We start from the raw sequence: 26006 nt of genomic DNA, 5'->3' as shown, positions 1-26006 counted from the left end.
GTGCTGGTCAGGGTCGGAGGTTGACGATCCAGCCGTAGAGGCCGCAGACCCAGAAGGCGAGCGGCACCAGCGCGATGATGAGCAGGATCTCGGCGATGTCGAGCAGGCGGCCCCAGACCGGGGAGATGCGCTTGCCGGCGACTGTCAGACCGTAGATCAGGCTGATCACCGCGGCGAGCACCAGCCCGCCCAGGATCAGGCCGAGCCGGACCGGCAGCGACCCACCGGCGAAGGTGGTCGCGGCGGCCAGGCCCAGACCCACGGTGCCGGCCAGCAGGACCGGGGTGCGCTGGGCCCGGCCCAGGAGGGGGCGGGCCCGCAGCAGCGCCAGCAGCGCCAGCACCAGGCACAGCAGCACCGCGGGTAGGCGTCCGTCCAGGGCCAGCACGATCTGCGCGCCCAGCACCAGCAGGGACACCGTCCACAGCAGACCGGTGAGGAACTGGTCGGCGCGCTCACTCTGCTGGAGCACCTGGCGGCCGTCCACCGACTCGCTGTCGGTCTTCAGGTCCTCGGGACCGGTCGGAATCGACGGCACCGGCAGCCGGGCCAGCCGGTAGGCCATCATCGGCAGTGCCGGCACCACGCCGAACGCGACAGCCGCGACCACCGCGGCGGAGGCCGCCGCGTCGAGGCTGAGGGCCAGGCAGAGCACCGCGCCCAGACCGGTGGCGGCCGCGACCCCGATCGCGGCGAAGAAGAGGGGGTACCGGTCGCCGACCGCGAGCACTGCCACCGCGCCGGCCACCACCGCCGCGGTCGCCGCGAGCAGGACATGCGGACCGGCCAGGTCGGTCAGCGATTGATCGCCGGCGAGCAGCAGCAGGCCGCCGGTGGCCGCGTGCACCAGGCCGACGAGGGCCAGCACCGCGCCGATGCCGCTGTCACCGGCGGCCCTGGACAGCACCGCCGCGCCCACCAACAGCGCCACCGCGACCAGCAGCGCGGCCAGCGCGCCGGGCAGGTGCGGCGGACCGGCGAAGAGGGCGGCCAGCGCGCCGGCGCCGAACGCCGCCGCCGCGAAGACCACAGCGAAGGAGCGGGTCGCGCCGACCTGCCAGGCGCCGGGGCGCTGGTTGGTGGCTGTGGCGACGGCGTCCACCACGTCATCGAAGACGATTTCCGGCGCGGCGTCGGACCGGGGGTTGAAGTAGAGCACCTCACCGTCGCGGACGCTGAGCTGCGCCGCGGTACGACCACCGTCGAGGGGCGCACCACCCAACCGGGACAGTGCCCAGCCGCCGTGCCGCGCACCCTCGTCGGCCATGTCCTCGCCGGCGTAACGCAGCAGGGTGGGCAGCAGGTCGGCCATCGGCACGTCCGACGGCAGCGCCAGATCCATCCGGGTACGCGGAGCCACGATGGTGATCCGGCTGAGACCACCGGTCGCCGTCTTCGTCGCCACAGTGGCCTCCAGGTGTGCGTCTGTGATCGGCTGGCTGGAATGCTGCGGTACGGGTCCACCGCGCACACGGCAGATTACCTACGATGACGGCACGTACGATGCCCACCCGCGGGCGGTGTTCCGTGGGCCGCACGTCATCAGGGCCGCTTCTGGGGAGGAGACAGCCGTGAGCACTGTGGTGTTCCGCCGGCTCCCGCGTCAGCCGGGGCCGGCCCTGCCGCGCGGCGAGGTGCTGCTGGAGTCGCCTCCGGAGCTGCCCGAGCCGACGCCCCGCGGGATGGGGCAGCTGCTCATGATCCTGCCGATGTTCTGCGGGGTCGGCGCCATGGCGTTCCTCTACGCCGGCAAGGGCGGCGGCATGATGACCTACGTCGCCGGTGGTCTGTTCGGTGTCTCGATGCTCGGCATGGCGATCGGCTCGCTGGCCAACAGCGGTGGCAAGGACAAGGCCGAGCTGAACGCCGATCGCCGCGACTACATGCGCTACCTGGCGCAGATGCGCAAGCGCACCCGGCGTGCCGCCGAGCAGCAGCGGGCCGCGATGGCCTGGCGGCACCCGGAGCCCGACGCGCTCTGGTCGATCGCCGCGTCCCGGCGACTCTGGGAGCGGCGGATCACCGAGGACGACTTCGGCGAGACCCGGATCGCCCTCGGGCCGCAGCGACTCGCCGTGGAGATCGTTCCACCGGAGACGAAGCCGGTGGAGGACCTGGAGCCGATGAGCGCCATCGCGCTTCGCCGGTTCGTCCGGGCGCACTCCACGGTGCCCGAGCTGCCGACGGCGCTGTCGGTGCGCGCGTTCAGCCGGGTGGTGCTGCGCGGCGACCGCGAGCCGGTGCTCGACCTGACCCGGGCGGCGCTGGGGCAGCTGGCCACCTTCCACGCACCGGACGACCTGGTGATCGCGGTGGTCGCCGCACCCGACCGGCAGTCGTCCTGGGGTTGGGTGAAGTGGCTGCCACACGCCCACCACAGCGGTCGTACGGACGCGGCTGGCGCGCGCCGGCTGGTCTTCGCCAGTCTGGCCGAGGCGGAGGCCGCGCTCGCCGCCGAGTTGGCCGGGCGGCCTCGGTTCGCGCCGGAGGCCAAGCCGCTGACCACCGCTCCGCACCTGGTGGTGGTGATCGACGGCGGGGAGATCTCGCCGACCTGTCAGCTGGTGGGCCCGGGGCTGCTCGGCGCCACGGTCATCGACCTGTCCGGGACGGTGCCGCGCGACGCCGGCCGCTGGCTGCTCTGCCTCGACGTGAATGACGGTGGATCCCTCGAACTGGTCCGGGGCAGTTCGTCGTCGACGCTGGGTCGGCCCGACCGGCTCAGCGCGGAGGCCGCCGAGGGGCTGGCCCGACAGATCGCCCCCTTCCGGCTCTCCCAGCAGCAGACCGGCGGCGACGAGCCGTTGGCCCGCAGCACGGAGCTGCCGGACCTGCTCGGTGTCGGTGACGCCGCGGCGGTGGACGTGCAGAACACCTGGCGCCCGCGTGGGCACCGCGACCGGCTGCGCATCCCGCTCGGTGTCGGCCCGGACGGCAACGTGGTGGAGCTCGACTTCAAGGAGTCGGCGCACGAGGGCATGGGCCCGCACGGTCTGGTGATCGGTGCGACAGGCTCCGGCAAGAGCGAACTGCTGCGTACCGTGGTGGCCGCGTTGGCGGTGACCCACTCGTCGGAGGAACTGAACTTCGTCCTCGTCGACTTCAAGGGCGGCGCGACCTTCGCCTCGCTGGAGGCGCTGCCGCACACCAGCGCGGTGATCACCAACCTGGCCGACGAGCTGCCGCTTGTCGACCGGATGCGCGACGCGCTCGCCGGCGAGATGGTGCGCCGGCAGGAGCTGCTGCGGGCGGCCGGCAACTACGTCTCCCGCTTCGAGTACGAGAAGGCGCGTTCGGCAGGTGAGCCGCTGGCGCCGATGCCCAGCTTGTTGATCATCTGTGACGAGTTCAGCGAACTGCTCGCCGCCAAACCGGACTTCATCGACCTGTTCGTCATGATCGGCCGGTTGGGTCGGTCCCTCGGCGTGCACCTGCTGCTGGCCAGTCAGCGCCTCGAAGAGGGCAAGCTGCGGGGCCTCGACACGCACCTGTCGTACCGGATCGGTCTGCGGACGTTCTCCGCTGTGGAGAGCCGGATCGTGCTCGGCGTACCGGACGCGTACGAGCTGCCGAACGCGCCGGGCCACGGCTACCTGAAGACGGACACCAGCACCATGCTGCGGTTCCGGGCCGCGTACGTGTCGGGGGCGTACCGGGCGCCGGGGCAGCAGGCGTCCGCCTCGCAGGCGCTGGTGCAGCGCCGGATCGTGCCGTACGGTCTCGACTTCGTTCCGGTGCAGGTCCCGCAGGTGCCGGTGGCCACCGCCCCGGAGCCGGAGCAGCCTGCCGACGGCAAGGCCGTGGCGATGCTCGACGTGCTGATCGACCAGCTCAAGGGTCGGGGCCGTCCTGCCCACCAGGTGTGGCTGCCGCCGCTGGCCGACCCGCCGGGCCTCGGTGAGCTGCTCGGCCCGCTGGCTGTCGACCCGACCTACGGCCTGTGCACCGCCTCCTGGCCGGGGCGCGGGCGACTGACGGTGCCGGTCGGCGTCGTGGACCGCCCCTACGAGCAGCGCCGGGACCCGATGATGGTCGAGCTGGCCGGGGCCGGCGGCAACGTGGTCATCGTCGGTCGGTCGCTGAGCGGCAAGAGCACGATGCTGCGTACGCTGCTCGCCTCGCTGGCGCTCACGCACACGCCGCGGGAGGTGCAGTTCTTCTGCCTGGACTTCGGCGGGGGCGCGCTGCGCAGCATGGAGCGGTTGCCGCACCTGGCCGGGGTGGCGGGTCGGCGCGACGTCGAGGCGGTCCGCCGGACGGTGGCCGAGGTGGTCGCCGTCCTGGACGACCGGGAGAGTCGTTTCGCCCAGCACGGCATCGACTCGGTGGCGAGTTACCGTCGTCGCCGTGCCGCCGGTGAGTTCGCCGACGACCCGTTCGGCGACGTGTTCCTTGTGGTGGACGGGTGGAACACCCTGCGCCAGGAGTACGAGGAGCTGGAGCAGACCATCACCACGTTGGCCAATCGGGGCCTCGGCTTCGGTGTGCACGTGGTGCTCACCGCCGTCCGGTGGGCGGAGATCCGGATCAACATGCGTGATCTGCTCGGCACCAAGTTGGAGCTGCGCCTCGGTGACGCGTCGGAGTCCGAGATCGACCGTCGGGCGGCGAACAACGTGCCGGAGAAGTCGCCCGGTCGTGGCCTGACCCGGGACAAGCTGCATTTCCTCACCGCCATCTCGCGGATCGACGGCCGTCGCGACATCGACGATCTGAGCGAGGCCTCGCTGTCCCTGGCCGGGCACGTGGCGGCGAACTGGCCGGGTCGCCCGGCGCCGAAGGTGCGGTTGCTGCCGCGCCGGATGCCGGTGGCGGAGCTGGCCCGGATCATCGACAGGTCGGCGCCCGGTCTCCCGATCGGCGTCAACGAGTCGGCGCTCGCTCCGGTCTACCTGGACCTGGCCAACGAGCCGCACCTGACGGTCTTCGGTGACGCGGAGTGCGGCAAGACCAACCTGCTGCGCCTGATCGCCCGGGGGATCACCGAGCGGTACACGCCTGCGCAGGCCCGGCTGGTGATCGCCGACTACCGGCGTGGCCTGCTGGGGGCGGTGGAGGGTGACCACCTGCTCGACTACGCCCCGTCGAACCAGGCGTTCGCCCAGGGGCTCGGATCGATCCGCAGCGCGCTGTCCAACCGACTGCCCGGCCCGGACGTGACCACCGCCCAGCTGCGTGATCGGAGCTGGTGGAAGGGTCCGGATCTTTACATCCTGGTGGACGACTACGACCTTGTGGCATCGGGTGGCAGCAACCCGCTGAGCGCCCTCCAGGAGTTGTTGCCGCAGGCCCGCGACATCGGTCTGCACCTGATCGTCACGCGTCGCGTCGGTGGTGTGTCCAGGGCGCTCTACGAGCCGGTGTTGCAACGGCTTCGCGAGTTGGACTCTCCGGGCCTGCTGATGTCCGGCAACCGGGAGGAGGGCGCGGTCTTCGGCACGTTGCGGCCGAGCCCGCAACCGCCCGGTCGGGGCACCCTGGTGCGCCGTCGCGATGGCCAGCAGTTGATTCAGACCGCCTGGTCCGAGCCGGCCTGAGCGCTGTCGTTCGTTCGGCAGGGTGGTGGGCCTTTCCGGCCCGATTCACCACCATCCATCGAACGTCGCCGGTCAGGGCTGCGAGGGCTGGACCCGTTCCGCTACGGTCTTCACAGGAGTGTCCGTCGGTGGGGTGTTGCTGCCTTGCCGCGGGGGAGGATGCGGCGAAGCCGCCACCACAACAGACGGAAGGGTGTGAAGCATGGCGTTCGAGGTCGAAGCTGCGACTCTGCATACCGCCGCGAGTGACGTGCGGTCCACGCGCAGCGAAGTCGACGGCGAGCTGAAGAAGCTGTGGAACGTCGTCGACGACCTGGCCATCGCGTGGAAGGGTCAGGCGTCCACGGGCTTCCAGTCGCTGATGACGCGCTGGAACGAGGACACCGTCAAACTGCTGACGGCGATGGACAGCATCGCTGACCTGCTCGACAAGTCGGGTACGACGCATCAGGTCAACGACGAAGAGCAGCAGCAGATGCTGGACAAGTTCCACTCTGCTCTCAACCCGTGATCCGTAGCCGGCAGAGGAGGAAATCGTGACGATCAAAGTTGACTATGCGGTCCTCGAGAGCAGCAACCAGCAGATGCAGGCCATCTCGAAGACTCTCGAGGAGAAGCTTGACACGCTGCGGTCGATGCTGACCAAGCTGCACTGGGACGGCGAGGACCGGGTTGCCTACGAGCAGCACCAGGCGAAGTGGGACGCGGCGGTCCGGGACATCAACCGCATCCTGAACGAGATCGGTGGTGCCGTGGGCATCGCCCGTGAGAACTACCTCACCACGGAGATGAGCAACTCCAAGGTGTGGAGCTGAGGCATTCGCACGAGCGGCTCCGGTCCGGTTCGCCCGGCCGGAGCCGCTCTGTGTCTGGTGTTGGCGGACGTAACCGTTGGCGGACGTAACAGTCGGCACCGGGCTGCGGTGCGCCGCTCAGCCGGCAGTTGGTGCGTCGGTGCGTCGGCCGGGGCGCCAGTCGCGTCGGCGGCCAAGGGTCATGATCGGTCGCGCGACCAGCAGCAGCAGGGCGAGTAGCCCGCCGATGACCGCCGCCCAGATCGCTGTGGGGCGCTGCCAGCTCAGCGGGTCGTCCCGTACGGCGGGCGCCGGGAGCACGCCGGCCGGAGGGTTCGCCCGGCTGCCGAGCAGGCTCGACACCGCCCGGTACGGGTTGACCATCCCGTGGCCGATGTCGGCGTTCTGGCCCTCGGGTGGGTTGTCCGCTGTGCGTGTCAGCCGGTCCGCGACCTGTTGCGGGTCGAGACTGGGGTAGGCGGCCCGGACCAGCGCGGCCACTCCCGAGACGTACGCGGCGGCGTAGCTGGTGCCGCCCTCCGGCACGGTGCGGTAGCCGCTGTTTCCGGGTGCCGGCCCGACGATGTTCATCCCGGGTGCGGCGATGTCGACGTAGTCGCCGCTGATCGAGGTGCCGACGTGGCCGCCCTGCTCGTCCACCCCGCCGACCGCTATCACCCCGGGGTACGCCGCCGGGTAACCCGGCAGGTTCTGCGAATCTTCCGACCGGTTGCCCGCGGCGGCGACCAGCACCACCCCTTTGGCCAGGGCGCGCTCGACGGCCGCCGTCAGTTCGGGGCGGGGAATTGTGGTCAGGGACAGGTTGATCACGTCGGCGCCCTGCGCGACCGCCCAGTCGATGGCCGCGGCGATCTCCGCCGGGAGTTGCGGGTTGTTGACCGCGCCGAGCTGCGGCAGAACCCGGATCGGCAGGATGCGGGCGGCCGGGGCGATGCCGCTGAAGGGGACGACAGTGCCCTCCCGGCCCGCGATGATGCCCGCGATCAGCGTGCCGTGCCCGGCCTCGTCGCACTGGCCCTGTCGGGCCGGCAGGCCGTTGAAGTCGCGCCCTTCGAGCACCTGCCCCTTGAGGAGCGGGTGGGCGGCGGAGACTCCAGAGTCGATCACGGCCACCGTGATCCCGGCGCCCCGGGACAGGGGCCACGCCGAGGACGGCTCCAGCCGGCGGAGCGCCCACGGCAACTGGGTCAGGCTGTCGGTGCCGGTGGGGCCGCAGAGGGGCGGCGCGGCGGTCGCGGGGGAGGGTGCCACCAGGCCGGCGCCGAGCAGGACCGCCAGCGTTCCACTGAGGACGCCGCGAAGGGCACGGCGGGACGGGGTCGCGCTCAACGGCGGGCATTCGCGCACACGCAAAGGTTACCGCCGTGACCATCGGTCAGCGGCCCCCGGTGACCACTGTCAGGCCCGGGGCTCTGCCTTCGCTGTGGAGTCGTCGGCGAACAGCGCGAGCAGGTCGCCGACCTGCCGGTCGGCCTCGGCGGGGTGCCGGAACCGGCCGGCCGGGTTGAGTGTGTATTCGTTGCGTCGCCCGACCCGGGTGCGGTGCAGGTACCCGCCCGCCTCCAGGTCGGCGACGATCGCCTGCGCGGCCCGTTCGGTCACGCCGACCTCGGCCGCGACGTCGCGCAGCCGGGCGGTCGGATCGCGGGCGATGGCCAGCAGGACGTGCCCGTGATTGGTGAGGAACGTCCAGTTCCGCCCGCCGCCGGTTTCGTCCGTCACCGTGCTCGCCATCGTGTGACCGCCTTTCCGGATGTCCGTCTGCCCTCGCGAGAGTCTGGTCCGCCCCGCCCCGGGAAGGTTGCCCAGGGGGTGGCCGAAGTCAACGTATGAAATCTAAATCACGCATACCTTGACGCATCTTACGGTGCGTGTGACGGTGGAGCACGAGCCAGCGCCCGCCGCCCGGCCGGCGGAGAGCCGGTTTGACCAGGTCAGATGCGTCGAGACGAGGTGCGGGATGAGTCATACCGGGAGCTCCGGCGGTCAGCCGGGTCCGCAGCGGACCACCGACCGGGCCGCCGCGCTCAGCGAGCCGACCCGGGCGTACGCCGAGCTGGTCGCCGGCAACCGGCGCTTCGTCGATGGCGCCCCACGCCACCCCAACCAGGATGCCGGGCACCGGGCCGCCGTGGCCGACGGGCAACACCCGTTCGCGGTGATCGTCGGCTGCTCCGACTCGCGGCTGGCTGCCGAGATCATCTTCGACCGGGGTTTGGGCGACCTGTTCGTGGTTCGCACCGCCGGGCACACCGCCGGTCCCGAGGTGCTCGGCAGCGTCGAGTACGCGGTGACAGTCCTCGGCACCCCGCTGGTGGTGGTGCTCGGCCACGACTCCTGCGGTGCGGTGCAGGCCGCCCGGGAGTCCGCCTCGACCGGCGCCGCGCCGAGTGGCCATCTGGGCGCGGTGGTCGACGCCGTTCTGCCCAGCCTGCGCCGAGCCGCGGCCGAGGGCGTGGACGACATCGACGGCATCGTCGACATCCACATCGCACAGACCGTCGAGACGTTGCTCGGGCAGTCGCCCGTGCTGGCCGACGCGGTGGCGCAGGGGCGGTGCGCGGTGGTGGGTGTGTCCTACCGGCTGGCCGCCGGCGCGGTGCGCCCGGTGGCCGCCGTGCCGGCCGGCCTGGCGGCGTTGGAGACCGCGGCCTCGACCGACCCGGCCGCGCCTGCCACCGTCTGACGCGTCGAGGGCCGCTCCGCATCACGCGGAACGGCCCTCGACGGGGATCGTGCGGGTCAGAGCAGTGACATGTGCACGTGGTCGGTGTGGTTCGACGGCCCGCTGTACGAACTCCAGCCGGTGGCCGGGAACCAGATCTGCCGGTTCCAGATCACGTAGTAGATGCCGAGCCGGTCGGCGTTACGGATGAGGAACGCGGCAACGTTGTTGCCGTACGTCCGGGTGTCGTTGTTGTGCCACGGGGAGAATCCGCTCTTCTGCAGCGACCAGTCGCAGGCGCGCCCCTTGGGGTGCTCCCACGGCCCGCCGGGGCGGTAGCAGCCGACGAACCGGTTGAAGCCGGCCGCCTTGACCTCCTTGTACGCGTGCAGCGTGCGCGGCGTGATGCAGCCGGACGTGGTGGGGTCATTCTCGCTGCACGACTGGGGCTTCCAGTCACCGTCGGCGGTGCGACCCGGGCCGATCTTCGCGACCTTGGAGGTGGCGTCCACCAGGCCTCCGGTGAAGCCCTTGCCGCCGACGAGGGAGAGCGCCTTGTCGGCCTCGCTCTTGCGCTTCGCCATCAGGGCGGTCTGCTTCTGCTGCTCGCGGACCTCGGTGTCGAGGGCCAGCTTCGCCTGCTCGGCGCGGGCCTTCACCTCGTTGACCTCGGAGAGCTTCTTCTCGTTGACCATGTTCATCTCGTCGAGCATCCCGGCGCGTTGGACGAACGAGTCGGGAGCCTCGCTCTCCAGCAGCATCGCGACCGCGCCGATCCGGCCGGTCCGGTACGCCTGGGCGGCGATCTGCCCGACCTGCGGGGCCAAGGCGTCCAGGTCGGCCTTGGCGCGGTTGACCTCCGCCGCCAACTCGCCCTGCCGCTTCTTGGATTTGTCCAGCTTGGACTTTGCGGCGGAGTAGTCGCGGTTGGCCTGCTCGATGACGTCGTTGAGCAGCTTGGGCTCGCCGTCCTCCTCGTGCCCGGACGGTGTGGGGTTCGTCGGGGCGGCGTGCGCCGGGAGCGGCCCGGCGAGCACTGTCAGTGCGGCGATCACGGCCACCACGGGTGTCAACCAGCGGCGTAGGGGTGCCGTCACAATGTTCCCTTCCGTCGACCGCCGACCGGGTTAGCTGACGGGTTCGGGGCGGAAGTGGCCCCTACCGCTGACGCGGATTCACCCCAGGCACCTGGGTCCCCGGCTCGCCGGTTGGCGATTGGGCGGTGGCACCGCAGGCGCCGCTTCGCGCCTTCATCGGTAACCGGCAGCGAGGTTACCCGAGAGTCGACCGCCTGAGCTACGCCTGGATGCCGACCAAAAGCGTCATTTCGCCATAGCGTTGAGTGACCAGTGACGTGGTTCTCAGGGTGGATGCCCGATCTGGTCACGCTGAGGAGTGTCACCATGTCGTATCCGTGCTCCTGTTCGGCTCCGGCCACCGGTCGGTGGCCTCGGATGGGGGTGCGGTCCGCGTCCGGTCCGGCTCGTCGGAGCCGGCCGTTCGCGGTGAGCTGAGTGCGGCCAGTGCCTCGCTGCGGTCCGGCTGGGGCCGGGGCGCGGGAGCGTCGGTGGACGCCGCGGCAGCGCTGCGCCCGGCGGCGGTCACCACAGCGGCCAGCCCCGTGGTCAGCGGCACGGCGGCGATCAGACCGAGGGTGGCGACAGCGCTGCGGACGATCTCCTGCGCGAGGAACTCACTGGTGAGGATCTGCCCGATCGGCCGCGCGTCGGCGGTGAGCAGGAGCAGCAGGGGCAGTGACGCGCCCGCGTACGCCAGCACGATGGTGTTGACAGTGGAGGCGATGTGCGCGCGGCCGACCCGGGTGGCGGCACGGTACAGCTGCAACCGGGTCAGCCCGGGGTTGGCGTTCGCCAGCTCGGTGACGGTGGCCGCCTGGGTGACAGTCACGTCGTCGAGCACCCCGAGCGAGCCGATGATGATTCCGGCGAGCAGCAGACCGTGCAGGTCCACGTCGCCCTGGAACATCGACAGGGTGGTGGCGTCTTCGCTGCCGAACCCGGTGAGGTGGGTCGCGGCGGTGGCGATGGTGGCGAGCACGCCGGTCAGCACCAGGCTGCCCAGGGTGCCGAGCACCGCGACCGAGGTCTGTGCGGTGACCCCGTGGGTCAGATAGAGCACCACGAACATGATCAGGGCCGCGCCGACCACCGCCACCAGCAGTGGCGACCTGCCCGCGCTGATGCCCGGCAGCACGAAGGTGAGCAGGATGGCGAAGCTGGCGGCCAGCCCGGCGAGCGCCGCCAGACCTCGCCACCGCCCGAACGCGACGATCGCGGCAGCGAAGACCACCGCCAGCCACACCATCGGGGTGCCGCGTTGGTGCTCGGCGATGTTCCAGTTGCTGGTGGTGGGATCAACCGGATCGGCCAGCTCGACCAGGACGACCTCGTCGCCGACCTCGACCCGGGGTGCGCCGGGCCCGTCGGGCACCGGAGTTCGTACCTGCTGGCCGGCGTTCGGTCCGTCGTCGACCCGGACGTCGACAGTGCCGCACCGCCCGTCGCCAACCCTCGGTGTGCCCTCCGGAACCGACGGCACCTGCGGGCACGGCTCGCTCACCACCCGGGTGACGGTGCCGGGGTGGCGCGGCACGTCCGCACCACCATCGGTCTGCGGTGACCCGCCGCGCGGCCAGAGCAGCACCGCGGCCAGCACTGTGGCGACGAAGAGGGGTACCACAGTCACGACGAGGATCCGTCGCACCCGTGGTGGGGCGGACGGAGCGGGGTGAGTGTGGTCGGCGGCCAAGGCGAGTCTCCCAACGATCCGGTGCGGGATACGGGTCAGCGGGCCGGGCGGTTCACAGTTGCTGTGGAAACGCGGCGGACGGCGGGGCTGATCGCTGCCTGACGACCGCCTGATCACGGACGGTCAGTGCTCGGCCCGGTCGGCCGGGGGCGACGCCATGACGTGGCGGCGCCGGTGCCCGACTGTGCAGCGGCATTCGGAGGGCCATCGTGGGAGATGCTAGCCAGCCCTCGCGGGGGTCGCAGGTCGTGGCGGAGTGTCGGGTGGCCGAACCGCTCGCGCGGCGGTCTCCGGGGCGGCATGTTGGAGCCATGCCCGCTCCGACACCGCCCGATCCTGACCGACCGCGACGCGCCGGACCCATGCCCGACGACAAGCACTCTGGGCACGACCAGCACGACCAGCACGACCAGCACGGCAAGCACGACAAGCACGCCGGGCACGATCCGGCGATGTTCCGCCGCCGGTTCTGGGTCTGCCTGGTGTTGACCGTCCCGGTGGTGCTGACGAGTCATCTCGTGTCGGGTCAGCTGGGCCTGGCCGGGGACGACAGCGTCCCCGGCCAGGACTGGGTGGGGCCGGTGCTCGGCTCGGTGGTGTTCTGGTGGGGCGGCTGGCCGTTCCTGGTCGGTGCGGTTCGGGAGGTCCGGGACCGGGCGCCCGGGATGATGTTGCTGGTCGCGATGGCGATCACCGTCGCGTACGCCGCGTCCCTGGCGACCAGCGTCGGCGCCTTCGACCTGGACTTCTGGTGGGAGTTGGCCGCGCTGGTCACCATCATGCTGCTCGGGCACTGGCAGGAGATGAAGGCCATCGGGCAGGCCCGGGGAGCGCTGACGGCGCTGGCCGCGCTGTTGCCGGACGAGGCCGAACGGGTGGCGGCGGACGGGCGGGTCGAGGCGGTGCCGGTGACCGGTCTGCGGATCGGCGACGTGGTGCTGGTCCGACCGGGGGGTCGGGTGCCGGCGGATGGCCAGGTCGTCAAGGGCGCCGCAGAGCTGGACGAGTCGATGATCACCGGGGAGTCGCGGCCGGTCGCCAGGTCGACGGGCGACCGGGTGGTGGCCGGCACCGTCGCCACCGACTCGGCGGTCCGGGTGCGCGTCGAGGCGTTGGGTGAGCAGACCGCCCTCGCCGGCATCCAGCGCATGGTCGCGCAGGCCCAGGCTTCCGGTGGACGGGCCCAACTGTTGGCCGACCGGTTCGCCGCGGCGCTGTTCTACCTGGCCACCGGCACCGCCGTGCTGACGGTGCTGGTCTGGACCGCGCTCGGTCAGCCGGACGAGGCGGTGGTTCGTGCGGTCACCGTCCTGGTGATCGCCTGCCCGCACGCGCTGGGTCTCGCCATCCCGCTGGTCGTGGCGCTCTCCACGGCGCTCGCCGCGCGGTCCGGGATTCTGGTCAAGGACCGGTTGGCGCTGGAGCGGATGCGGACCGTCGGCGCGGTGCTCTTCGACAAGACCGGCACGCTGACAAGGGGCGAGCACGGCGTGACCGACCTGGTGACGGTGTCCGGCGTCGAGCGGGACGAGGTGCTGCGGATCGCGGCCGGTGTCGAGTCGGAGAGCGAACATCCGTTGGCCCGGGCGATAGTGGCGGCGGTCGGGAGCGCCGGCCCGGCCCGGGCAGCCGGGTTCCGGTCGCTGCCGGGCCGCGGTGTGCAGGCGACGATCGACGGTACGGAGTACGCGGTGGGCGGGCCGGCGCTGCTGCGCGAGTTGGGCCTTCCGGTCCCGGCGGAGCTGGAGGCCGCGACCGGGCGGTGGTCGGCGCGGGGTGCCGCGGTGTTGCACCTGGTGCGGCTGCCGGACGCCGTGCTCGGTGCGTTCGCGTTGACCGACGAGGTGCGTCCGGAGGCCCGGCGTGCCGTCGACGAGCTGCGTGCCGAGGGTGTCCGCACCATCGCCATGATCACTGGTGACGCCCGGTCGGTGGCCGAGGCGGTCGCCGCCGACCTCGGCTTCCGACCGGGCGTCGACGAGGTCTTCGCCGAGGTGCTGCCGGCGGAGAAGGACGATCGGGTGGCCGAGCTTCAGCGACGGGGGTTGGTGGTGGCGATGGTGGGTGACGGGGTGAACGACGCGCCGGCGCTGGCCCGGGCGGACGTGGGCATCGCGATCGGCGCGGGCACCGATGTGGCGATCGAGTCCGCCGGGGTGGTGCTGGCATCCTCGGACCCGCGCGGGGTGGGGGCAGTGGTCCGGCTGTCCCGGGCGTCGTACCGGAAGATGCGACAGAACCTGGCCTGGGCGGCCGGCTACAACGTGGTGGCGCTGCCGTTGGCCGCCGGGGTGCTGGCCTGGGCCGGCGTGGCGTTGAGCCCGGCGCTGGCCGCGGTGCTGATGTCGGCGTCCACCATCGTGGTGGCGCTCAACGCGCAGTTGCTGCGCAGGGTCCGTCTCGACCCTGCGCCGGACTGAGCGCGGTCAGCCGCGCTTCATGAGCCGGCCGACCGCCGCCATCATCTCGGTGGCCATCTCGTCGGCCCGACCCTCGGCGGCGCCCTCGTGCATGCAGTGCCGGGCGTGCCCGTCGAGCAGCCCGAGGGCCACCTTGTCGAGGGCGGCCTGGATGGCGGAGATCTGGGTGAGCACGTCGATGCAGTAGCGGTCGTCGTCGACCATCTTCTCGATGCCCCGGACCTGCCCCTCGACGCGGCGGAGCCGCGCGAGCAGCTGGTCCTTGCTGGCGGTGTATCCGCGGATCGGGGTGGGTGCGGTCATGCCGACAAGGATAGCGTACCCCCAGGGGGTATGGTACGGTCGGCTCTGTCGAGATACCCCCACCGGGTACCGGTACCGCGAAGGAGACGATCCAATGGTCAACACGACGTATCAGGTGCAGGGCATGACCTGTGGGCACTGCGTCAGCGCGGTGAGCGCCGAGGTCGGCGCCATCGCGGGGGTGCGTGACGTCCAGGTCGACCTCGCGGCCGGCCGGGTCACCGTCAGCAGCGATCAGCCGCTGGACACCGCTGTCGTCCGAGCCGCTGTCGACGAGGCCGGCTACGACCTCGTCGACGCGTGATCGGCGGGCCGGCGTGCGTACCGTGACGAGACTCGCCGGGTTCGCCGTCGGCCTGGCGGCGGTGTTCGGCGCCACCTACGGGGTCGGCAGGGTCGTCGACACCGCCCCGGCCGCCGAGAGCCGGCACGACGATGCCGCCACCACCCCGACGGCGGACGAACGGGGCGGGACGGGCGATCGGCTCCCCGGCGGGCTGCTCGTCTCCGAACACGGCTACACCCTCGAACCGGTCGACGCCCCGGCCGGCGAGTTCGCCTTCCGGATCGCCGGCCCGGACGGCCGCCCGGTCACCCGGTACGACGTGGCGCACGACAAGCAGATGCACCTGATCGTCGCCCGTCGGGACCTCTCCGGCTTCCGTCACGTCCACCCCGAGCTGGCCCCGGACGGCACCTGGCGGGTCGACACCCCGCTGGCCGGCCCCGGGCAGTGGCGGGCGTTCGCCGACTTCACCCCGACCGGGGGTGAGCCGCTGACCCTCGGCGTGGACGTGACAGTCCCCGGCGAGTTGACCGAACGGCCGCTGCCCGCCCCGGCGACCACCACCACGGTCGACGGCTACACGGTCACCCTGACCGGAGCGCCGCAGCCCGGCCGCACGTCGTCGCTGACACTGACCGTCAGCCGGGACGGGCAGCCGGTCACCGACCTGGAGCCCTACCTGGGCGCGTACGGGCACCTTGTGGCACTGCGCCAGGGCGATCTGGCCTACCTGCACGTGCACCCGGACGGGACGCCCGGCGATGGGCGCACCCGACCCGGTCCGGCCGTCACCTTCCTCGCCGAGGTGCCCTCGACCGGCAGCTACCGTCTCTACCTCGACTTCCAACACGGTGGGCGGGTGCACACCGCCGAGTTCACAGTGGTCGCCGACGCTGCCCCGACCGGCGACGCCCCCACTCCGAGCGGGCCCGCACCGACCGGCGGGGCCGACCACGGCACCCCCGGGCACGGACACAACTGACGGGACCAGACGATGACCACCACCAGCAGACCCCTGCCCGAGGCGCCCAACCGGATCGAACTGGCGATCGGCGGGATGACCTGCGCCGCGTGCGCAGCCCGGATCGAGAAGAAGCTCAACCGGATGGACGGGGTGAGCGCCACAGTCAACTACGCCACCGAGAAGGCGACCGTCCGGTACGCCGACGGCATCACGCCGGACGACCTGATCGGGACCGTGCAGAAGACCGGTTACACGGCGGCGCTGCCAGCCCCGCCCAGCGCGGAACCCCCGGTGGACCCGTTGCGGGGGCCGCGTACCCGGCTCTGGGTGTCGGTGGCCCTGAGCGTGCCGGTGGTGCTGCTGGCCATGGTCCCGGCCTGGCAGTTCGACTATTGGCAATGGTTGTCGCTGACCCTGGCCGCCCCGGTGGTGGTCTGGGGTGGGCTGCCGTTCCACCGGGCCGCCTGGACCAACCTGCGGCACGGCGCGGCCACCATGGACACCCTGGTGTCGCTCGGCACCCTGGCCGCGTTCGGTTGGTCGCTCTGGGCGCTCTTCCTCGGCGACGCGGGGATGCCCGGCATGACGCACCCGTTCCGCTTCGACATCACCCGCACCGACGGCGCCGGCAACATCTACCTGGAGGCCGCCGCCGGGGTCACAGTGTTCATCCTGGCCGGTCGCTACTTCGAGGCCCGTTCCAAGCGGACCGCCGGCGCCGCCCTACGCGCCCTGCTCGACCTCGGCGCCAAGGACGTGACAGTGCTGCGTGACGGCGTGGAGACCCTGATCCCGGTGGACCGGCTCGCCGTCGGTGACCGGTTCGTGGTCCGCCCCGGGGAGAAGATCGCCACCGACGGAGTGGTCGACGAGGGCACCTCCGCCGTCGATGCCAGCATGCTCACCGGTGAGTCGGTGCCGGTCGAGGTCGCCCCGGGTGACGGCGTGGTCGGCGCCACGATCAACGCGGGTGGGCGGCTCATCGTCACCGCCACCCGGGTCGGCGCGGACACCCAGCTCGCCCGGATGGCCGACCTGGTGGAGCAGGCGCAGAGCGGCAAGGCAGCCGTGCAGCGGCTGGCGGACCGGATCTCCGGCGTCTTCGTTCCGATCGTCATCACCCTCGCCGTCGGCACGCTCGGCTGGTGGCTCGGCAGCGGGGCCGGCCCGACCGCCGCGTTCACCGCCGCCGTGGCCGTGCTGATCATCGCCTGCCCGTGCGCGCTCGGCCTGGCCACCCCGACGGCGCTACTGGTCGGCACCGGTCGGGGCGCCCAGCTCGGCGTGCTGATCAAGGGCCCGGAGGTGCTGGAGTCGACCCGCCGGGTGGACACCGTGGTGCTCGACAAGACCGGCACCGTGACGACCGGCCGGATGACAGTGGTGGACGTGGTGCCGGCGAGCGGTGTGGACCGGGCCGAGCTGCTCCGGCTCGCCGGAGCGGTGGAGGCCGCCTCCGAGCACCCGATCGCCCGTGCGGTCGCGGCCGCTGCCACCGACGCGGGCGCGCTGCCCCCGGTGACCGCCTTCGGCAACCTCGAAGGGCTGGGGGTGACCGGCACCGTCGACGGGCGGGCCGTGCTGGTCGGCCGGGTCCGGCTGCTGCGCGAGCGTGAGCTCGACGTACCGCCGGAGGTCGAGTGGGCAGTGCGCGACGCCGAGGCTGCCGGCCGTACGCCGATCGTCGCCGGCTGGGACGGACGGGCCCGGGGCGTGCTCACTGTCGCCGACGTGGTTCGGCCGACGAGCCGGGCGGCGGTGGCTCGGCTGCGCGGGCTGGGGCTGACTCCGGTCCTGCTGACCGGGGACAACACCACAGTTGCTCGCGCGGTCGCCGCCGAGGTGGGCGTCGACGAGGTGATCGCCGAGGTGCTGCCGGCCGGGAAGGTCGACGTGATCAAGCGGCTTCAGGCCGAGGGGCGGTCGGTGGCGATGGTCGGTGACGGGGTCAACGACGCCCCGGCGCTGGCCCAGGCCGACCTGGGGCTGGCCATGGGTACCGGCGCCGACGTGGCGATCGAGGCGGCCGACCTCACCCTCGTCCGGGGCGACCTGGACGCCGCTGTGGACGCCATCCGGTTGTCCCGCCGCACGCTCGGCATCATCCGGGGCAACCTGTTCTGGGCGTTCGGCTACAACGTGGCGGCGCTGCCGTTGGCCGCCGCCGGGCTGCTCAACCCGATGATCGCCGGCGCCACGATGGCGCTGTCCTCGGTCTTCGTGGTGGCCAACAGCCTGCGCCTGCGTCGCTTTCGTCCGGCCGCTGCCGATCTGTGACGACGGTAATGGTTGGGCCGGTGCCGGCGGGGGTACCTCTGTTGTCGTAGCGACGCTTGCAATGGAGGTTGGCAATGGGATTCGACGACAAGATCAACAACGCCACCGAGGACGCGACCGGCAAGCTGAAGGAAGGCGCCGGTCGGGCCACCGACAACGAGCAGCTGGAGGCGGAGGGTCGCGCTGACCAGTCCACCGCCAAGCTCAAGCAGGCGGGCGAGAAGATCAAGGACGCCTTCAAGAGCTGACGTACGACGTAACCCGCACGCCGGGCCGGTGATCATCACCGGCCCGGCGTGCTGTGTGTCAGGACTCTTTCGCCGACCCTGAGATCCCCCTGATTCCACTCGCGTCCCGCACCGCAGCGCGCCGACACCTGCTAACTTTCCTTGGCATGTGCAAGGGCTGGTTATGAGCGCCGCCTCACCGCCGACCGGCGACGACCTGGTCCGGGTGCTGGCCACCCTGGCCAACCCGCACCGGCTGCGGGTCGTCGCCGCGTTGGCCCGTGAACGTGCGTACGTCAGTGGGCTGGCCCGGCAACTGGGCATCAGCCGGGCGCTGTTGCAGGTCCACCTACGGAAGCTGGCGGCGGCCGGGCTGGTCACCGCCCGCCTGGAGTTGTCGGAGGACGGGAAGGCCATGAACTACTACGAGGTGGAGCCGTTCGTGCTCACACTCACCCCCGCTGTCATCGCGGCCGCGGTCGAGACGCTGACGGTGCCCGACTCGGGCGAGCAGCCGGGAGCACAGCGATGAGCGAGCACGACTGGACCGAGGTGGTCGGCGCGATCGGCATCTTCGCCTTCCTGATCAGCGTGGTCACGGTGACCGTCGTGCAGCTCGCCAAGACCCGGCGGGCCCGGTACGAGGCGGACCGGGCGGACGACTACCGCCGGCTCGCCGAGACGGCCGCTCAGGCCCAGGCGGACAACGCCCGACTGCTCGCGGCGATGGACGGCCGGCTGGGCGGGATGGAGACCCGGATGACCACGCTCGAACGCGTCCTGCGCGAGGTCGACTGACCCGGCGGACGAGAGGCCCCGGGCCGCCGAGCGGCTACTCGACGGCCCGGGTGGAAGCAGCATCACCTCGCCCAGTGGGCGAGTTTCACAGGCAACGCCCCTTCGAGGAGAGGACAGCACCTCATGCTGCGCGTACGCAAATCCGCAGTCGGCTGGGCGGTCGCCCTGGCCGTGACGGCCACCGGCCTGGCCCCGGCGAGCCCGGCCGCCGCCCGACCACAACCCGCCCCGACGATCGAGTGGCGGCCGTGCGCCGAGGACAGCAGCGCCGAGTGCGGCACCCTGTCGCTGCCCGTGGACTGGAACCGACCCCGAGGTGAGCGCTTCGACCTGTCGCTGGCCCGCCGGGCCGCCAAGCCGGCCACCCGGGAAGGCGCGCTGGTCTTCGGCCCCGGCGGGCCGGGCGACAGCGGGGTCGACCGGGTGGTGAACGGCAGCTCCCGGTTCAGCGCCGACCTGCGGGCCCGGTTCGACATCGTTAGCTTCGACCCACGCGGCACCGGCGACAGCCACCCCGTGGTCTGCGCCCGGGACCTGCTCGCCCGGCAACCACAACTGATCGCCGACCAGGCGCAGTTCGACGCCACGCTGGCCAACAACGCGCTGCTGCGCGCCGACTGCCGGGCCCGCACCGGGGCGCTCTACGACCACGTCGACACCACCAGCGCCGCCCGCGACCTGGACGCGATCCGCGCCGCGCTCGGCGAGCGGCAGTTGACCTTCCACGGCAGCTCGTACGGCACAGTGCTCGGGCAGCGGTACGCCGAGCTGTACCCCGACCGGGTCCGGGCCATCGTGCTGGAGGCCGCCATGGACCACAGCCTCGGCACCCGCGCCTTCCTGGACACCCAGGCCGCCACCGCCGAGGGCGCGTTCGACGAGTTCGTCGCCTGGTGTGACCGGTCCACGGCCTGCGCGCTGCACGGTCGGGACTTCCGGGCGATCTGGGCCGGGCTGCACGCCCGGGCCGAGCGCGGTCTGCTGACCGACCCGAAGCGGCCCGGGGTGGTGCTGAACCCATTCGAGTTGATCAGGCTCACCCACAAGGAGTTCTACGACACCCTGCGGTGGCCGGGCCTGGCCGAGTGGATCCTCCGACTGGAGGGAACGGCCATCACGCCGAGCGTCCGCCCGTTGGCGGACGAGGCCGTGGCTCCGTACCCCTTCGCGGTTTTCTGTCAGGACTGGAGCCTGCCGGTGCGCGACTACCGGGAGTACGCCGGACATCTGCGCCGGGCGGCCCGGCTCGCGCCGGACCTGCGCTACCCGCCGGCGCTGTTCGCGCTGGTCACCTGCCTGGGCACCCCGACGCCGGTGGCCAACCCGCAGCATCGGCTACTGGTGCACACCGACGTGCCGCTGCTGGTTGCCGCCACGGTGCACGACCCGGCGAGCGGCTACGACTGGGCGCGCAACGTGGCGCGGCAGTTGGGTCGGCACGGCGCGCTGCTCACCTACCGGGGGTGGGGGCACGGCAGCTACAGCAGCAGCCCGTGCGTGCAACGAGCCGTCGACTCGTACCTGATCGATCAGGTGGTGCCCGTCCGGGGCGCCAGCTGCCCGGCCGTCGAGCCCGCTGTGTGACAGCCGCTGCCGGCCGCCGGGACGCCCGGCGGTCGGCAGCGGTGTGCTCACTGGCGTCGGGTGGCGCGTACGACCACGTCGTGCAGCGGCGCCTCGCGGCCCGGCATCGTGCGGCGGTGCTCCTCGGCGGTGACGATCTCCCAGGTGCTGCCGTCCAGGCCGGCGGTGATGTCCGCGAGGGTGACCGATGCCTCGTCCGGCGGGTGGTGCCCAGGCCCGTGCCCGTGCCCGTGTCCGTGCCCCGGCGCGGAGGCTTCCGAGGTGTGCAGATGCCCGACGATCAGGAGGGTGCCGCCGGGTGCCACCCACTCGGCGATGCGGTCGTAGAAGGCCAACTGCGGCATCGCGGGGTGCGCGTAGTGCGTCGTGACCAGGTCAAACCGTGCCTCCGGAGCCCAGGCCGTCAGGTCCGCCTCCACCCACCGCACGCGCTCGGACACCCCGCTCTCCGCTGCGCGTTCGGCGGCTCGGGCGAGCGCGACAGGTGCGATGTCGACGGCGGTGACCTGCCAGCCGTGGGCGGCGAGCGAGATCGCCTCGGCGCCAGCGCCGCACCCGGCGTCCAACGCCGAACCCGGCACCAGAGCGCCGATCTCCCGGGCCAGGTACGGGTGCGCGGGACTCGTGCTCATCGCGCCGGGACGGTCGTGGTGCGCCTGGTGCCAGTGCCGCTCCCAGTAGTCCTTGTCGAACTCGTGCTGCTCGGTCATCTGTGCCTGCTCCTTCGCGCGTCGCCCACGACTGTGACCGGCGACCGAGCGATGCGCAAAGATTGTTGCCAAAACGGCAAGACGACGTCGTTCACCCCTGCCCGGTCAGCCGGGCCGCCCGCACCTCCAGGTAGCGCTGCTCGGGCCGGCTCGTGGTGCCCCGCGCCGCCACCAGGTACGCCTCCCGCGCCGCACCGACCTCCCCGGCCAACTCCAACAGGTGAGCCCGGACGGCGGCCAGCCGGTGGTGCCCGGCCGTGCGTTCGTCGGCGTCCAACGGCGTGAGCAGAGCGAGCCCCGCGCGGGGCCCGTCGACCATCGCCACCGCCACCGCCTGGTTGAGGGTGACCATCGGGTTCGGCGCGACCCGGGCCAGCAGCCGGTAGAGCGCGACGATCTGCCGCCAGTCCGTCTCCGCCGCCGTCGGCGCCTCGGCGTGCACAGCGGCGATCGCCGCCTGGAGCTGGTACGGCCCGGGCGGCGACCAGGTCAGCGCCTCGGTGATCAGCGCGACCCCCTCCGCGATGGCGGCGGCGTCCCATCGGGAACGGTCCTGCTCCGCCAGCGGCACCAACTCCCCGTCCGGCCCCACCCGGGCCGCCCGGTGCGCGTCGGTCAACAACATCAGCGCCAGCAGCCCGGCCACCTCACCGTCGTCGGGCAGCAGCCCGCGCAGGATCCGAGCCAGCCGGATCGCCTCGCCGGTCAGCTCGGCCCGGCGCAGATCCGGGCCACTGGACGCGGTGTAGCCCTCGTTGAAGATCAGATACAGGACCCGCAGCACGGTTCCCAGCCGCTCGCCCCGCTCGCCCGGCCCCGGCATCGTGAACCGTGCCCCGGCGGCCTCGATCCGCTGCTTGGCTCGCCGGATCCGTTGACTCATCGTCGCCTCGGGCACCAGGTGCGCCCGGGCGATCTGGGCGGTGCTGAGACCGCCGACCGCTCGCAGGGTGAGCGCCACCTGCGCCGATCCGGGCAGCGCCGGGTGGCAGCAGAGGAACAGCAGCGTGAGGGTGTCGTCGTCGGTCGGAACTGTGGGCTCCGCGTCCGCCGCGGGCGCCACTCCGGCGTACGCCGGCTCGCGCCGCGCCACCGCCACCTCGCGGTCGCGGCGCGCGCTCTCGCTGCGCCACTCGTCGGTGAGGCGGCGAGTGGCCACCGTGAGCAACCAGGCGCGCGGATTATCCGGTACGCCCTGGCCGGGCCACTGCGTCGCGGCGGCGAGCAGGGCCTCCTGGACCGCGTCCTCGCACCTGTCGAACTGTCCGTGCCGACGGACCAGCAGGCCGAGGACCTGCGGCGCGAACGTGCGCAGCAGATCCTCGACCGTCCGGTCCCCGGTCACATCTCCGTCCCGGCCTCGTCCATGATCGGGCGGACCTCCATCGCACCGCCGTACCGGACGTCCGGCCAGCGGGCGGCGATCTCGGCGGCCCGCTGCGGGCTGTCGCAGTCGACGGCCAGGTAACCGGCGAACTGCTCCTTGCTCTCCATGAACGGACCGTCGAGGACCTCGGGGCTGCCGTCCACGAGCCGGACCGTCAACGTCTGCGACGGATTGGCCAACGCCTGGCCGCCGATCAGCTCGCCCGTCTCGGCCAGCTCCTTCATGATCTCGTCGACCTCACCGAAGAGGGCGGTGCGCTCCTGCTCGCTCAGCTCCTCGGTGAAGCCGGGGCGGTTCCAGATCAGCAGCATGTACTTCACGGCGATGCTCCTCAGGCTCTGGCCGCACCCCCGACCGGGGCGCGACTCACCGGAGGGTCGGAGCCGTTCCCCCGATCCCTACCGCGTACCGAAGAAAATCGCAGAAACGTCCGCCGGGGGCGGTCCCACGCCGGACGGGCCGAGATCGAGGCCCGGTCAGCGGAACAGCGTTCAGCGCGGATCGGGTCGGCCGGGCACCTGTCGGGGCTTCCGGGCACCGCCGACGTCCAGCGAAGCCCGGTCGGCCGCCGAGGTGCCGGACGACCAGCCCTCGGCGTCACGCACGCTGAGCCGGTGCCGGGTGACGCCGGGAAAGAGCGTGTCCAACCGCTCCCGAACCGCCTCGCCCCGCGCCGCGAGCACCGGCAACAGCCGTTCCGCCCCGGCCGTCTCGGCCGCCGCCTGGTCCGCCGCGTGTGTCGCCGCCTCGGTGGCAGTACGCAGCCGCTCGCCGATCCGCAGCGCGAACGCGTTGAGGAAGGACTCGTCCCAGACCTTCGTCCGTCGCCCCGACCCCGGCCGGCGCTCGGCGCGCCCACGCAGCATCGCCGCCGTGGCCTGGACCAGCAGCGACGTGTAGAGCAACTCCACCGCCACCAGATCGGCCGGCCAGCCCAGCACTGTGGCGAAGCCCAGATCGTCGGACCAGACCGCCTCGCACCGGTTCGCCGCCGCCACCTCCTGCACCAGCAGCGCCTTCGCGCCCGCGTACGGGGCGTCGGTGCTCAGGCGGACGCCGCCGGGCAGGTCCCCGCGCTCCGACCCGACCGCCAGCAGCGCCTCGTCGATGCTGTGCCGGGCGATCAGCTCCTGGGCCTTCCCCGTCAACGCCTCCGCCTCCGCCGGGAAGGTGGTCGACTCGGCCTTCGCCAGCAGCGCCCGCACCCGATCCAGCATCGGCGACCCGCTGCGAGCCGTGCCCGCCGTGCGAGGCAGTGCCGCGCCGCTCGTACCCGGCGGTGGACGCAGCACCGCGATCGGCGGCAGGCTCTCCACCAGCGCGAGAGTGTCCACGGCCGCGCGGAGCGCGTCGGCGCGGTCCAGACCCTCCCGGCCGGCCCAACCAGCCAACACGCTGCGGTCGGCACCGCCCTCGGTGGCCACCAGCTCGCGTAGCTGGTCGTCCCACCAGGCCGGGACCGGCTCGGTCTGGTCGCGCCGCTGGGCGGCCATCGCGGCACGAACCAGCCGGGCCGCGCGGGCGTCGAGCCGTCGACTGGTGATCCGGTCCACGTCGACCGGCTGCCAACCGCGCGGCCAGAGCCGGCCCAGGCCGCGAACCAGGCGACGCAGCAGAGCGGCGTCCACCGCAGTGGTGCCGTCCGCGGCGCCGGTGCCGACCATCAGTTGGTCCAGCTGCCGTTCGGCCTGCCGTACGTCAGTGCCGCGCACCGCCGCGAGCGCGTTGGCGACGAGTTCGTCCGCGTCCGGCACGGGCACCTCCTTCTCGGGATCTGGCTGTCGCTGCCCCTCCAGGCTCCATGATCATGCCGCCACTGGTGCGGGAGTCGTGAAACGGGGATGGCCCGGGGTCGGCTCGACCGCGATCGGCGGCATGTTCGGGGTAGTTTCGACCTGACCCGAGGCGGATGCGAGGTTTGTGGTGGCCGATTCGAGCCTGCCGAGCGCACGCGCCGCCGACGTACGCTCCTCCACGCTCGTCGGCGTCCTGATCGGCATCGCAATCATGGCTGCGGTGGACGAGATCGTCTTCCACCAGTTGCTGGCGTGGCACCACTTCTACGACCGGTCCACCCCATCGGTGGCGCTGCTCTCCGACGGACTGCTGCACGCCGCCGAGCTGATCATCCTGGTCGGCGGGTTCTTCTGGTTCGCCGACCAGCGTCGACGACGTGCCCTGTCGAACCGGCTGGCGTGGGGTGGCTTCCTGCTCGGTGCCGGAGGGTTCCAGGTCTTCGACGGGGTGGTCGACCACAAGGTGCTCCGGCTGCACCAGATCCGCTACGGCGTACACCTGCTGCCGTACGACGTGCTGTGGATCGCGTCCGGCGCGGTGCTGCTGTTGGCCGGCGCCGGGGTGGTGTGGTGGGCCCGGTCCCGCCGGCCCGGCCCCCGATGACGGTGGCCGGGCCGCTGGCGCACGCCGGGCACGGTGCGGCCGGACCGACCTGGTTCCCGCTGTTCACTGTCGCGTTGGTGGCGGTCGGCTACCTGCTGGCAGCCGTCCGCGACCCGCGGGGTTGGGACCACCGGCGTACCGCCTCCTGGCTGGTCGGCTGCGCCCTGTTGGCGGTCGCCGTCGGGCCGCTGACCCAACTCCCCGACAACCCGAGCGGGCACACGGCGCAGCACCTGCTGCTCGGCATGCTGGCCCCGCTCGGGCTGGTGCTCGGCGCCCCGGTGACGCTGTTGCTGCACGTCGCGCCTCCGCCGATGCGCCGGCTGGTGGGACGGCTGCTGCGCGCCCGCCCGCTGCACCTGCTCGCCCACCCGTTCACCGCCGCGCTGCTCACCACCGGCGGGCTGGCGTTGGTGCTGCTCACCCCGTTGTACGCGGCGGCCGAACGGCAACCAGTCCTGCATCACGCGGTGCACCTGCACTACCTGGCCGCCGGGTACCTCTTCGCCTGGTCGTTGGCCGGGCCGGACCCGGCGCCGCGTCGCCCCGGCCTGGCGGTACGGGTCGGCGCGTTACTGGCCACGTCGGCCGGCCACGCCGTGCTGGCCAAGTACCTGTACGCCCAGGCCGAAAACCTCCCGCCCGGTCTCGCCGACCGGGACCCGGAAGCGTTTCGCTCGGCCGCCCAACTCATGTACTACGGCGGCGACCTGGCCGAGCTGCTCCTGGCAGCAGCCCTCTTCGCCACCTGGTACCACTCCCGCCGCCCCCGCCCGTCCCCACCCCCGCCCCCGCCCCCGCCCCCGTTGATCAAGAAGTTTGCGTCACCGGAAGGCAATTCCTTGACGCAAACCTCTTGATCAA

Annotated in this window: 24 protein-coding genes and 1 riboswitch; of the genes, 14 read left to right on the top strand and 10 right to left on the bottom strand. The window is 72.2% G+C overall.

The window, feature by feature from the left end; all coding sequences use genetic code 11:
* Positions 1–7: 7 nt before the first annotated feature.
* Positions 8–1405 carry a type VII secretion integral membrane protein EccD gene (gene eccD / locus AB0B98_RS25030; protein ID WP_357365710.1) on the bottom strand — a complete coding sequence of 466 codons (1398 nt, stop codon included), beginning with the start codon at positions 1403–1405 and terminating at the stop codon, positions 8–10.
* 166 nt (positions 1406–1571) lie between these two features.
* On the opposite strand from eccD, the gene eccCa reads away from it, so the two are divergent.
* From eccCa to AB0B98_RS25015, 3 genes are all read left to right on the top strand, one after another.
* Positions 1572–5537 carry a type VII secretion protein EccCa gene (eccCa, locus tag AB0B98_RS25025; protein ID WP_357365708.1) on the top strand — a complete coding sequence of 1322 codons (3966 nt, stop codon included), beginning with the start codon at positions 1572–1574 and terminating at the stop codon, positions 5535–5537.
* 202 nt (positions 5538–5739) lie between these two features.
* The gene (locus tag AB0B98_RS25020) at positions 5740–6048 is read left to right on the top strand and encodes a WXG100 family type VII secretion target (protein WP_030329557.1); all 309 of its coding nucleotides are present in this window, start codon (positions 5740–5742) and stop codon (positions 6046–6048) included.
* A 25-nt stretch (positions 6049–6073) separates the two neighbouring features.
* A complete protein-coding gene (locus AB0B98_RS25015; protein WP_030329555.1) occupies positions 6074–6352 on the top strand; it encodes a WXG100 family type VII secretion target in 279 nt (92 codons plus the stop codon).
* A 117-nt stretch (positions 6353–6469) separates the two neighbouring features.
* On the opposite strand, the gene mycP is transcribed toward AB0B98_RS25015, so the two are convergent.
* The gene (mycP, locus tag AB0B98_RS25010) at positions 6470–7699 is read right to left on the bottom strand and encodes a type VII secretion-associated serine protease mycosin (RefSeq protein ID WP_357365706.1); all 1230 of its coding nucleotides are present in this window, start codon (positions 7697–7699) and stop codon (positions 6470–6472) included.
* Positions 7700–7750: 51 nt separating this feature from the next.
* Positions 7751–8074, bottom strand: a complete 324-nt coding sequence (locus AB0B98_RS25005) for a MarR family winged helix-turn-helix transcriptional regulator (protein WP_357365704.1) — start codon at positions 8072–8074, stop codon at positions 7751–7753.
* 238 nt (positions 8075–8312) lie between these two features.
* Here AB0B98_RS25005 and AB0B98_RS25000 point away from each other — a divergent pair, with 238 nt between their 5' ends.
* A complete protein-coding gene (locus tag AB0B98_RS25000; RefSeq protein ID WP_357365703.1) occupies positions 8313–9038 on the top strand; it encodes a carbonic anhydrase in 726 nt (241 codons plus the stop codon).
* A gap of 56 nt (positions 9039–9094) precedes the next feature.
* Here AB0B98_RS25000 and AB0B98_RS24995 read toward each other — a convergent pair whose 3' ends face one another.
* Positions 9095–10114, bottom strand: coding sequence for a hypothetical protein (locus AB0B98_RS24995; RefSeq protein ID WP_357267049.1), 1020 nt, complete (start codon positions 10112–10114; stop codon positions 9095–9097).
* Positions 10115–10118: 4 nt separating this feature from the next.
* A riboswitch (cyclic di-AMP (ydaO/yuaA leader) is annotated at positions 10119–10249 on the bottom strand.
* A 166-nt stretch (positions 10250–10415) separates the two neighbouring features.
* Positions 10416–11786, bottom strand: coding sequence for a YibE/F family protein (locus AB0B98_RS24990; RefSeq protein WP_357365701.1), 1371 nt, complete (start codon positions 11784–11786; stop codon positions 10416–10418).
* Between the two features lie 362 nt (positions 11787–12148).
* Here AB0B98_RS24990 and AB0B98_RS24985 point away from each other — a divergent pair, with 362 nt between their 5' ends.
* Positions 12149–14206 carry a heavy metal translocating P-type ATPase gene (locus tag AB0B98_RS24985; protein WP_357365699.1) on the top strand — a complete coding sequence of 686 codons (2058 nt, stop codon included), beginning with the start codon at positions 12149–12151 and terminating at the stop codon, positions 14204–14206.
* 6 nt (positions 14207–14212) lie between these two features.
* On the opposite strand, the gene AB0B98_RS24980 is transcribed toward AB0B98_RS24985, so the two are convergent.
* The gene (locus tag AB0B98_RS24980; RefSeq protein WP_030329541.1) at positions 14213–14509 is read right to left on the bottom strand and encodes a metal-sensitive transcriptional regulator; all 297 of its coding nucleotides are present in this window, start codon (positions 14507–14509) and stop codon (positions 14213–14215) included.
* A gap of 94 nt (positions 14510–14603) precedes the next feature.
* Between AB0B98_RS24980 and AB0B98_RS24975 the strand changes: the two genes are divergently transcribed.
* The 7 genes from AB0B98_RS24975 (at position 14604) to AB0B98_RS24945 (ending at position 20645) form a co-directional block, all read left to right on the top strand.
* Entirely contained in the window at positions 14604–14813 is a 210-nt protein-coding gene (locus AB0B98_RS24975) for a copper ion binding protein (RefSeq protein WP_091395144.1), read from the top strand.
* Between the two features lie 13 nt (positions 14814–14826).
* Complete coding sequence (locus AB0B98_RS24970; protein WP_357365697.1) at positions 14827–15777, top strand: hypothetical protein; 951 nt, start codon at positions 14827–14829, stop codon at positions 15775–15777.
* A gap of 12 nt (positions 15778–15789) precedes the next feature.
* On the top strand, positions 15790–18036 hold the full coding sequence (locus tag AB0B98_RS24965) for a heavy metal translocating P-type ATPase (protein ID WP_357365695.1): 2247 nt from the start codon (positions 15790–15792) through the stop codon (positions 18034–18036).
* A 74-nt stretch (positions 18037–18110) separates the two neighbouring features.
* Entirely contained in the window at positions 18111–18284 is a 174-nt protein-coding gene (locus tag AB0B98_RS24960; RefSeq protein ID WP_036410891.1) for a CsbD family protein, read from the top strand.
* A gap of 163 nt (positions 18285–18447) precedes the next feature.
* On the top strand, positions 18448–18795 hold the full coding sequence (locus AB0B98_RS24955; protein WP_357267031.1) for a helix-turn-helix domain-containing protein: 348 nt from the start codon (positions 18448–18450) through the stop codon (positions 18793–18795).
* Positions 18792–19061: a hypothetical protein gene (locus AB0B98_RS24950; RefSeq protein WP_238671325.1), complete on the top strand. Its 270-nt coding sequence runs from the start codon at positions 18792–18794 to the stop codon at positions 19059–19061. The genes AB0B98_RS24955 and AB0B98_RS24950 overlap by 4 nt, the downstream gene beginning before the upstream one ends.
* Before the next feature lie 123 nt (positions 19062–19184).
* Entirely contained in the window at positions 19185–20645 is a 1461-nt protein-coding gene (locus tag AB0B98_RS24945) for an alpha/beta hydrolase (RefSeq protein WP_357365693.1), read from the top strand.
* A 47-nt stretch (positions 20646–20692) separates the two neighbouring features.
* Here AB0B98_RS24945 and AB0B98_RS24940 read toward each other — a convergent pair whose 3' ends face one another.
* The 4 genes from AB0B98_RS24940 to AB0B98_RS24925 form a co-directional block, all read right to left on the bottom strand.
* Positions 20693–21355: a class I SAM-dependent methyltransferase gene (locus AB0B98_RS24940; protein ID WP_357365691.1), complete on the bottom strand. Its 663-nt coding sequence runs from the start codon at positions 21353–21355 to the stop codon at positions 20693–20695.
* A 91-nt stretch (positions 21356–21446) separates the two neighbouring features.
* A complete protein-coding gene (locus AB0B98_RS24935) occupies positions 21447–22700 on the bottom strand; it encodes a DUF6596 domain-containing protein (protein WP_357365689.1) in 1254 nt (417 codons plus the stop codon).
* Positions 22697–23053 carry a YciI family protein gene (locus AB0B98_RS24930; RefSeq protein WP_238671370.1) on the bottom strand — a complete coding sequence of 119 codons (357 nt, stop codon included), beginning with the start codon at positions 23051–23053 and terminating at the stop codon, positions 22697–22699. Before AB0B98_RS24930 ends, AB0B98_RS24935 begins: the two co-directional genes overlap by 4 nt.
* A gap of 180 nt (positions 23054–23233) precedes the next feature.
* Positions 23234–24496 (bottom strand): DUF2786 domain-containing protein, encoded by a 1263-nt coding sequence (locus tag AB0B98_RS24925; protein ID WP_357365687.1) that lies wholly within the window; start codon positions 24494–24496, stop codon positions 23234–23236.
* 169 nt (positions 24497–24665) lie between these two features.
* Here AB0B98_RS24925 and AB0B98_RS24920 point away from each other — a divergent pair, with 169 nt between their 5' ends.
* Positions 24666–25142: a DUF2243 domain-containing protein gene (locus AB0B98_RS24920; RefSeq protein WP_357365685.1), complete on the top strand. Its 477-nt coding sequence runs from the start codon at positions 24666–24668 to the stop codon at positions 25140–25142.
* Entirely contained in the window at positions 25109–26002 is an 894-nt protein-coding gene (locus AB0B98_RS24915; RefSeq protein ID WP_357365683.1) for a cytochrome c oxidase assembly protein, read from the top strand. The genes AB0B98_RS24920 and AB0B98_RS24915 overlap by 34 nt, the downstream gene beginning before the upstream one ends.
* Positions 26003–26006: the final 4 nt, after the last annotated feature.

The sequence above is a fragment of the Micromonospora sp. NPDC048947 genome (genome assembly GCF_040649495.1).
Classification (GTDB): domain Bacteria; phylum Actinomycetota; class Actinomycetes; order Mycobacteriales; family Micromonosporaceae; genus Micromonospora; species Micromonospora alfalfae.
The sequence above is the reverse complement of the archived record's forward strand: the minus strand, read 5'-3'. Positions and strand labels throughout refer to the sequence as shown.

Excerpts from the sequence above, each read along its gene's own strand:
- AB0B98_RS25020 (WP_030329557.1), top strand. The coding sequence starts at position 5,740 with ATGGCGTTCGAGGTCGAAGCTGCGACTCTGCATACCGCCGCGAGTGAC.
- AB0B98_RS25000 (WP_357365703.1), top strand. The coding sequence starts at position 8,313 with ATGAGTCATACCGGGAGCTCCGGCGGTCAGCCGGGTCCGCAGCGGACC.
- AB0B98_RS24985 (WP_357365699.1), top strand. The coding sequence starts at position 12,149 with ATGCCCGACGACAAGCACTCTGGGCACGACCAGCACGACCAGCACGAC.
- AB0B98_RS24980 (WP_030329541.1), bottom strand. The coding sequence starts at position 14,509 with ATGACCGCACCCACCCCGATCCGCGGATACACCGCCAGCAAGGACCAG.
- AB0B98_RS24975 (WP_091395144.1), top strand. The coding sequence starts at position 14,604 with ATGGTCAACACGACGTATCAGGTGCAGGGCATGACCTGTGGGCACTGC.
- AB0B98_RS24965 (WP_357365695.1), top strand. The coding sequence starts at position 15,790 with ATGACCACCACCAGCAGACCCCTGCCCGAGGCGCCCAACCGGATCGAA.
- AB0B98_RS24960 (WP_036410891.1), top strand. The coding sequence starts at position 18,111 with ATGGGATTCGACGACAAGATCAACAACGCCACCGAGGACGCGACCGGC.
- AB0B98_RS24955 (WP_357267031.1), top strand. The coding sequence starts at position 18,448 with ATGAGCGCCGCCTCACCGCCGACCGGCGACGACCTGGTCCGGGTGCTG.
- AB0B98_RS24950 (WP_238671325.1), top strand. The coding sequence starts at position 18,792 with ATGAGCGAGCACGACTGGACCGAGGTGGTCGGCGCGATCGGCATCTTC.
- AB0B98_RS24945 (WP_357365693.1), top strand. The coding sequence starts at position 19,185 with ATGCTGCGCGTACGCAAATCCGCAGTCGGCTGGGCGGTCGCCCTGGCC.
- AB0B98_RS24940 (WP_357365691.1), bottom strand. The coding sequence starts at position 21,355 with ATGACCGAGCAGCACGAGTTCGACAAGGACTACTGGGAGCGGCACTGG.
- AB0B98_RS24930 (WP_238671370.1), bottom strand. The coding sequence starts at position 23,053 with ATGCTGCTGATCTGGAACCGCCCCGGCTTCACCGAGGAGCTGAGCGAG.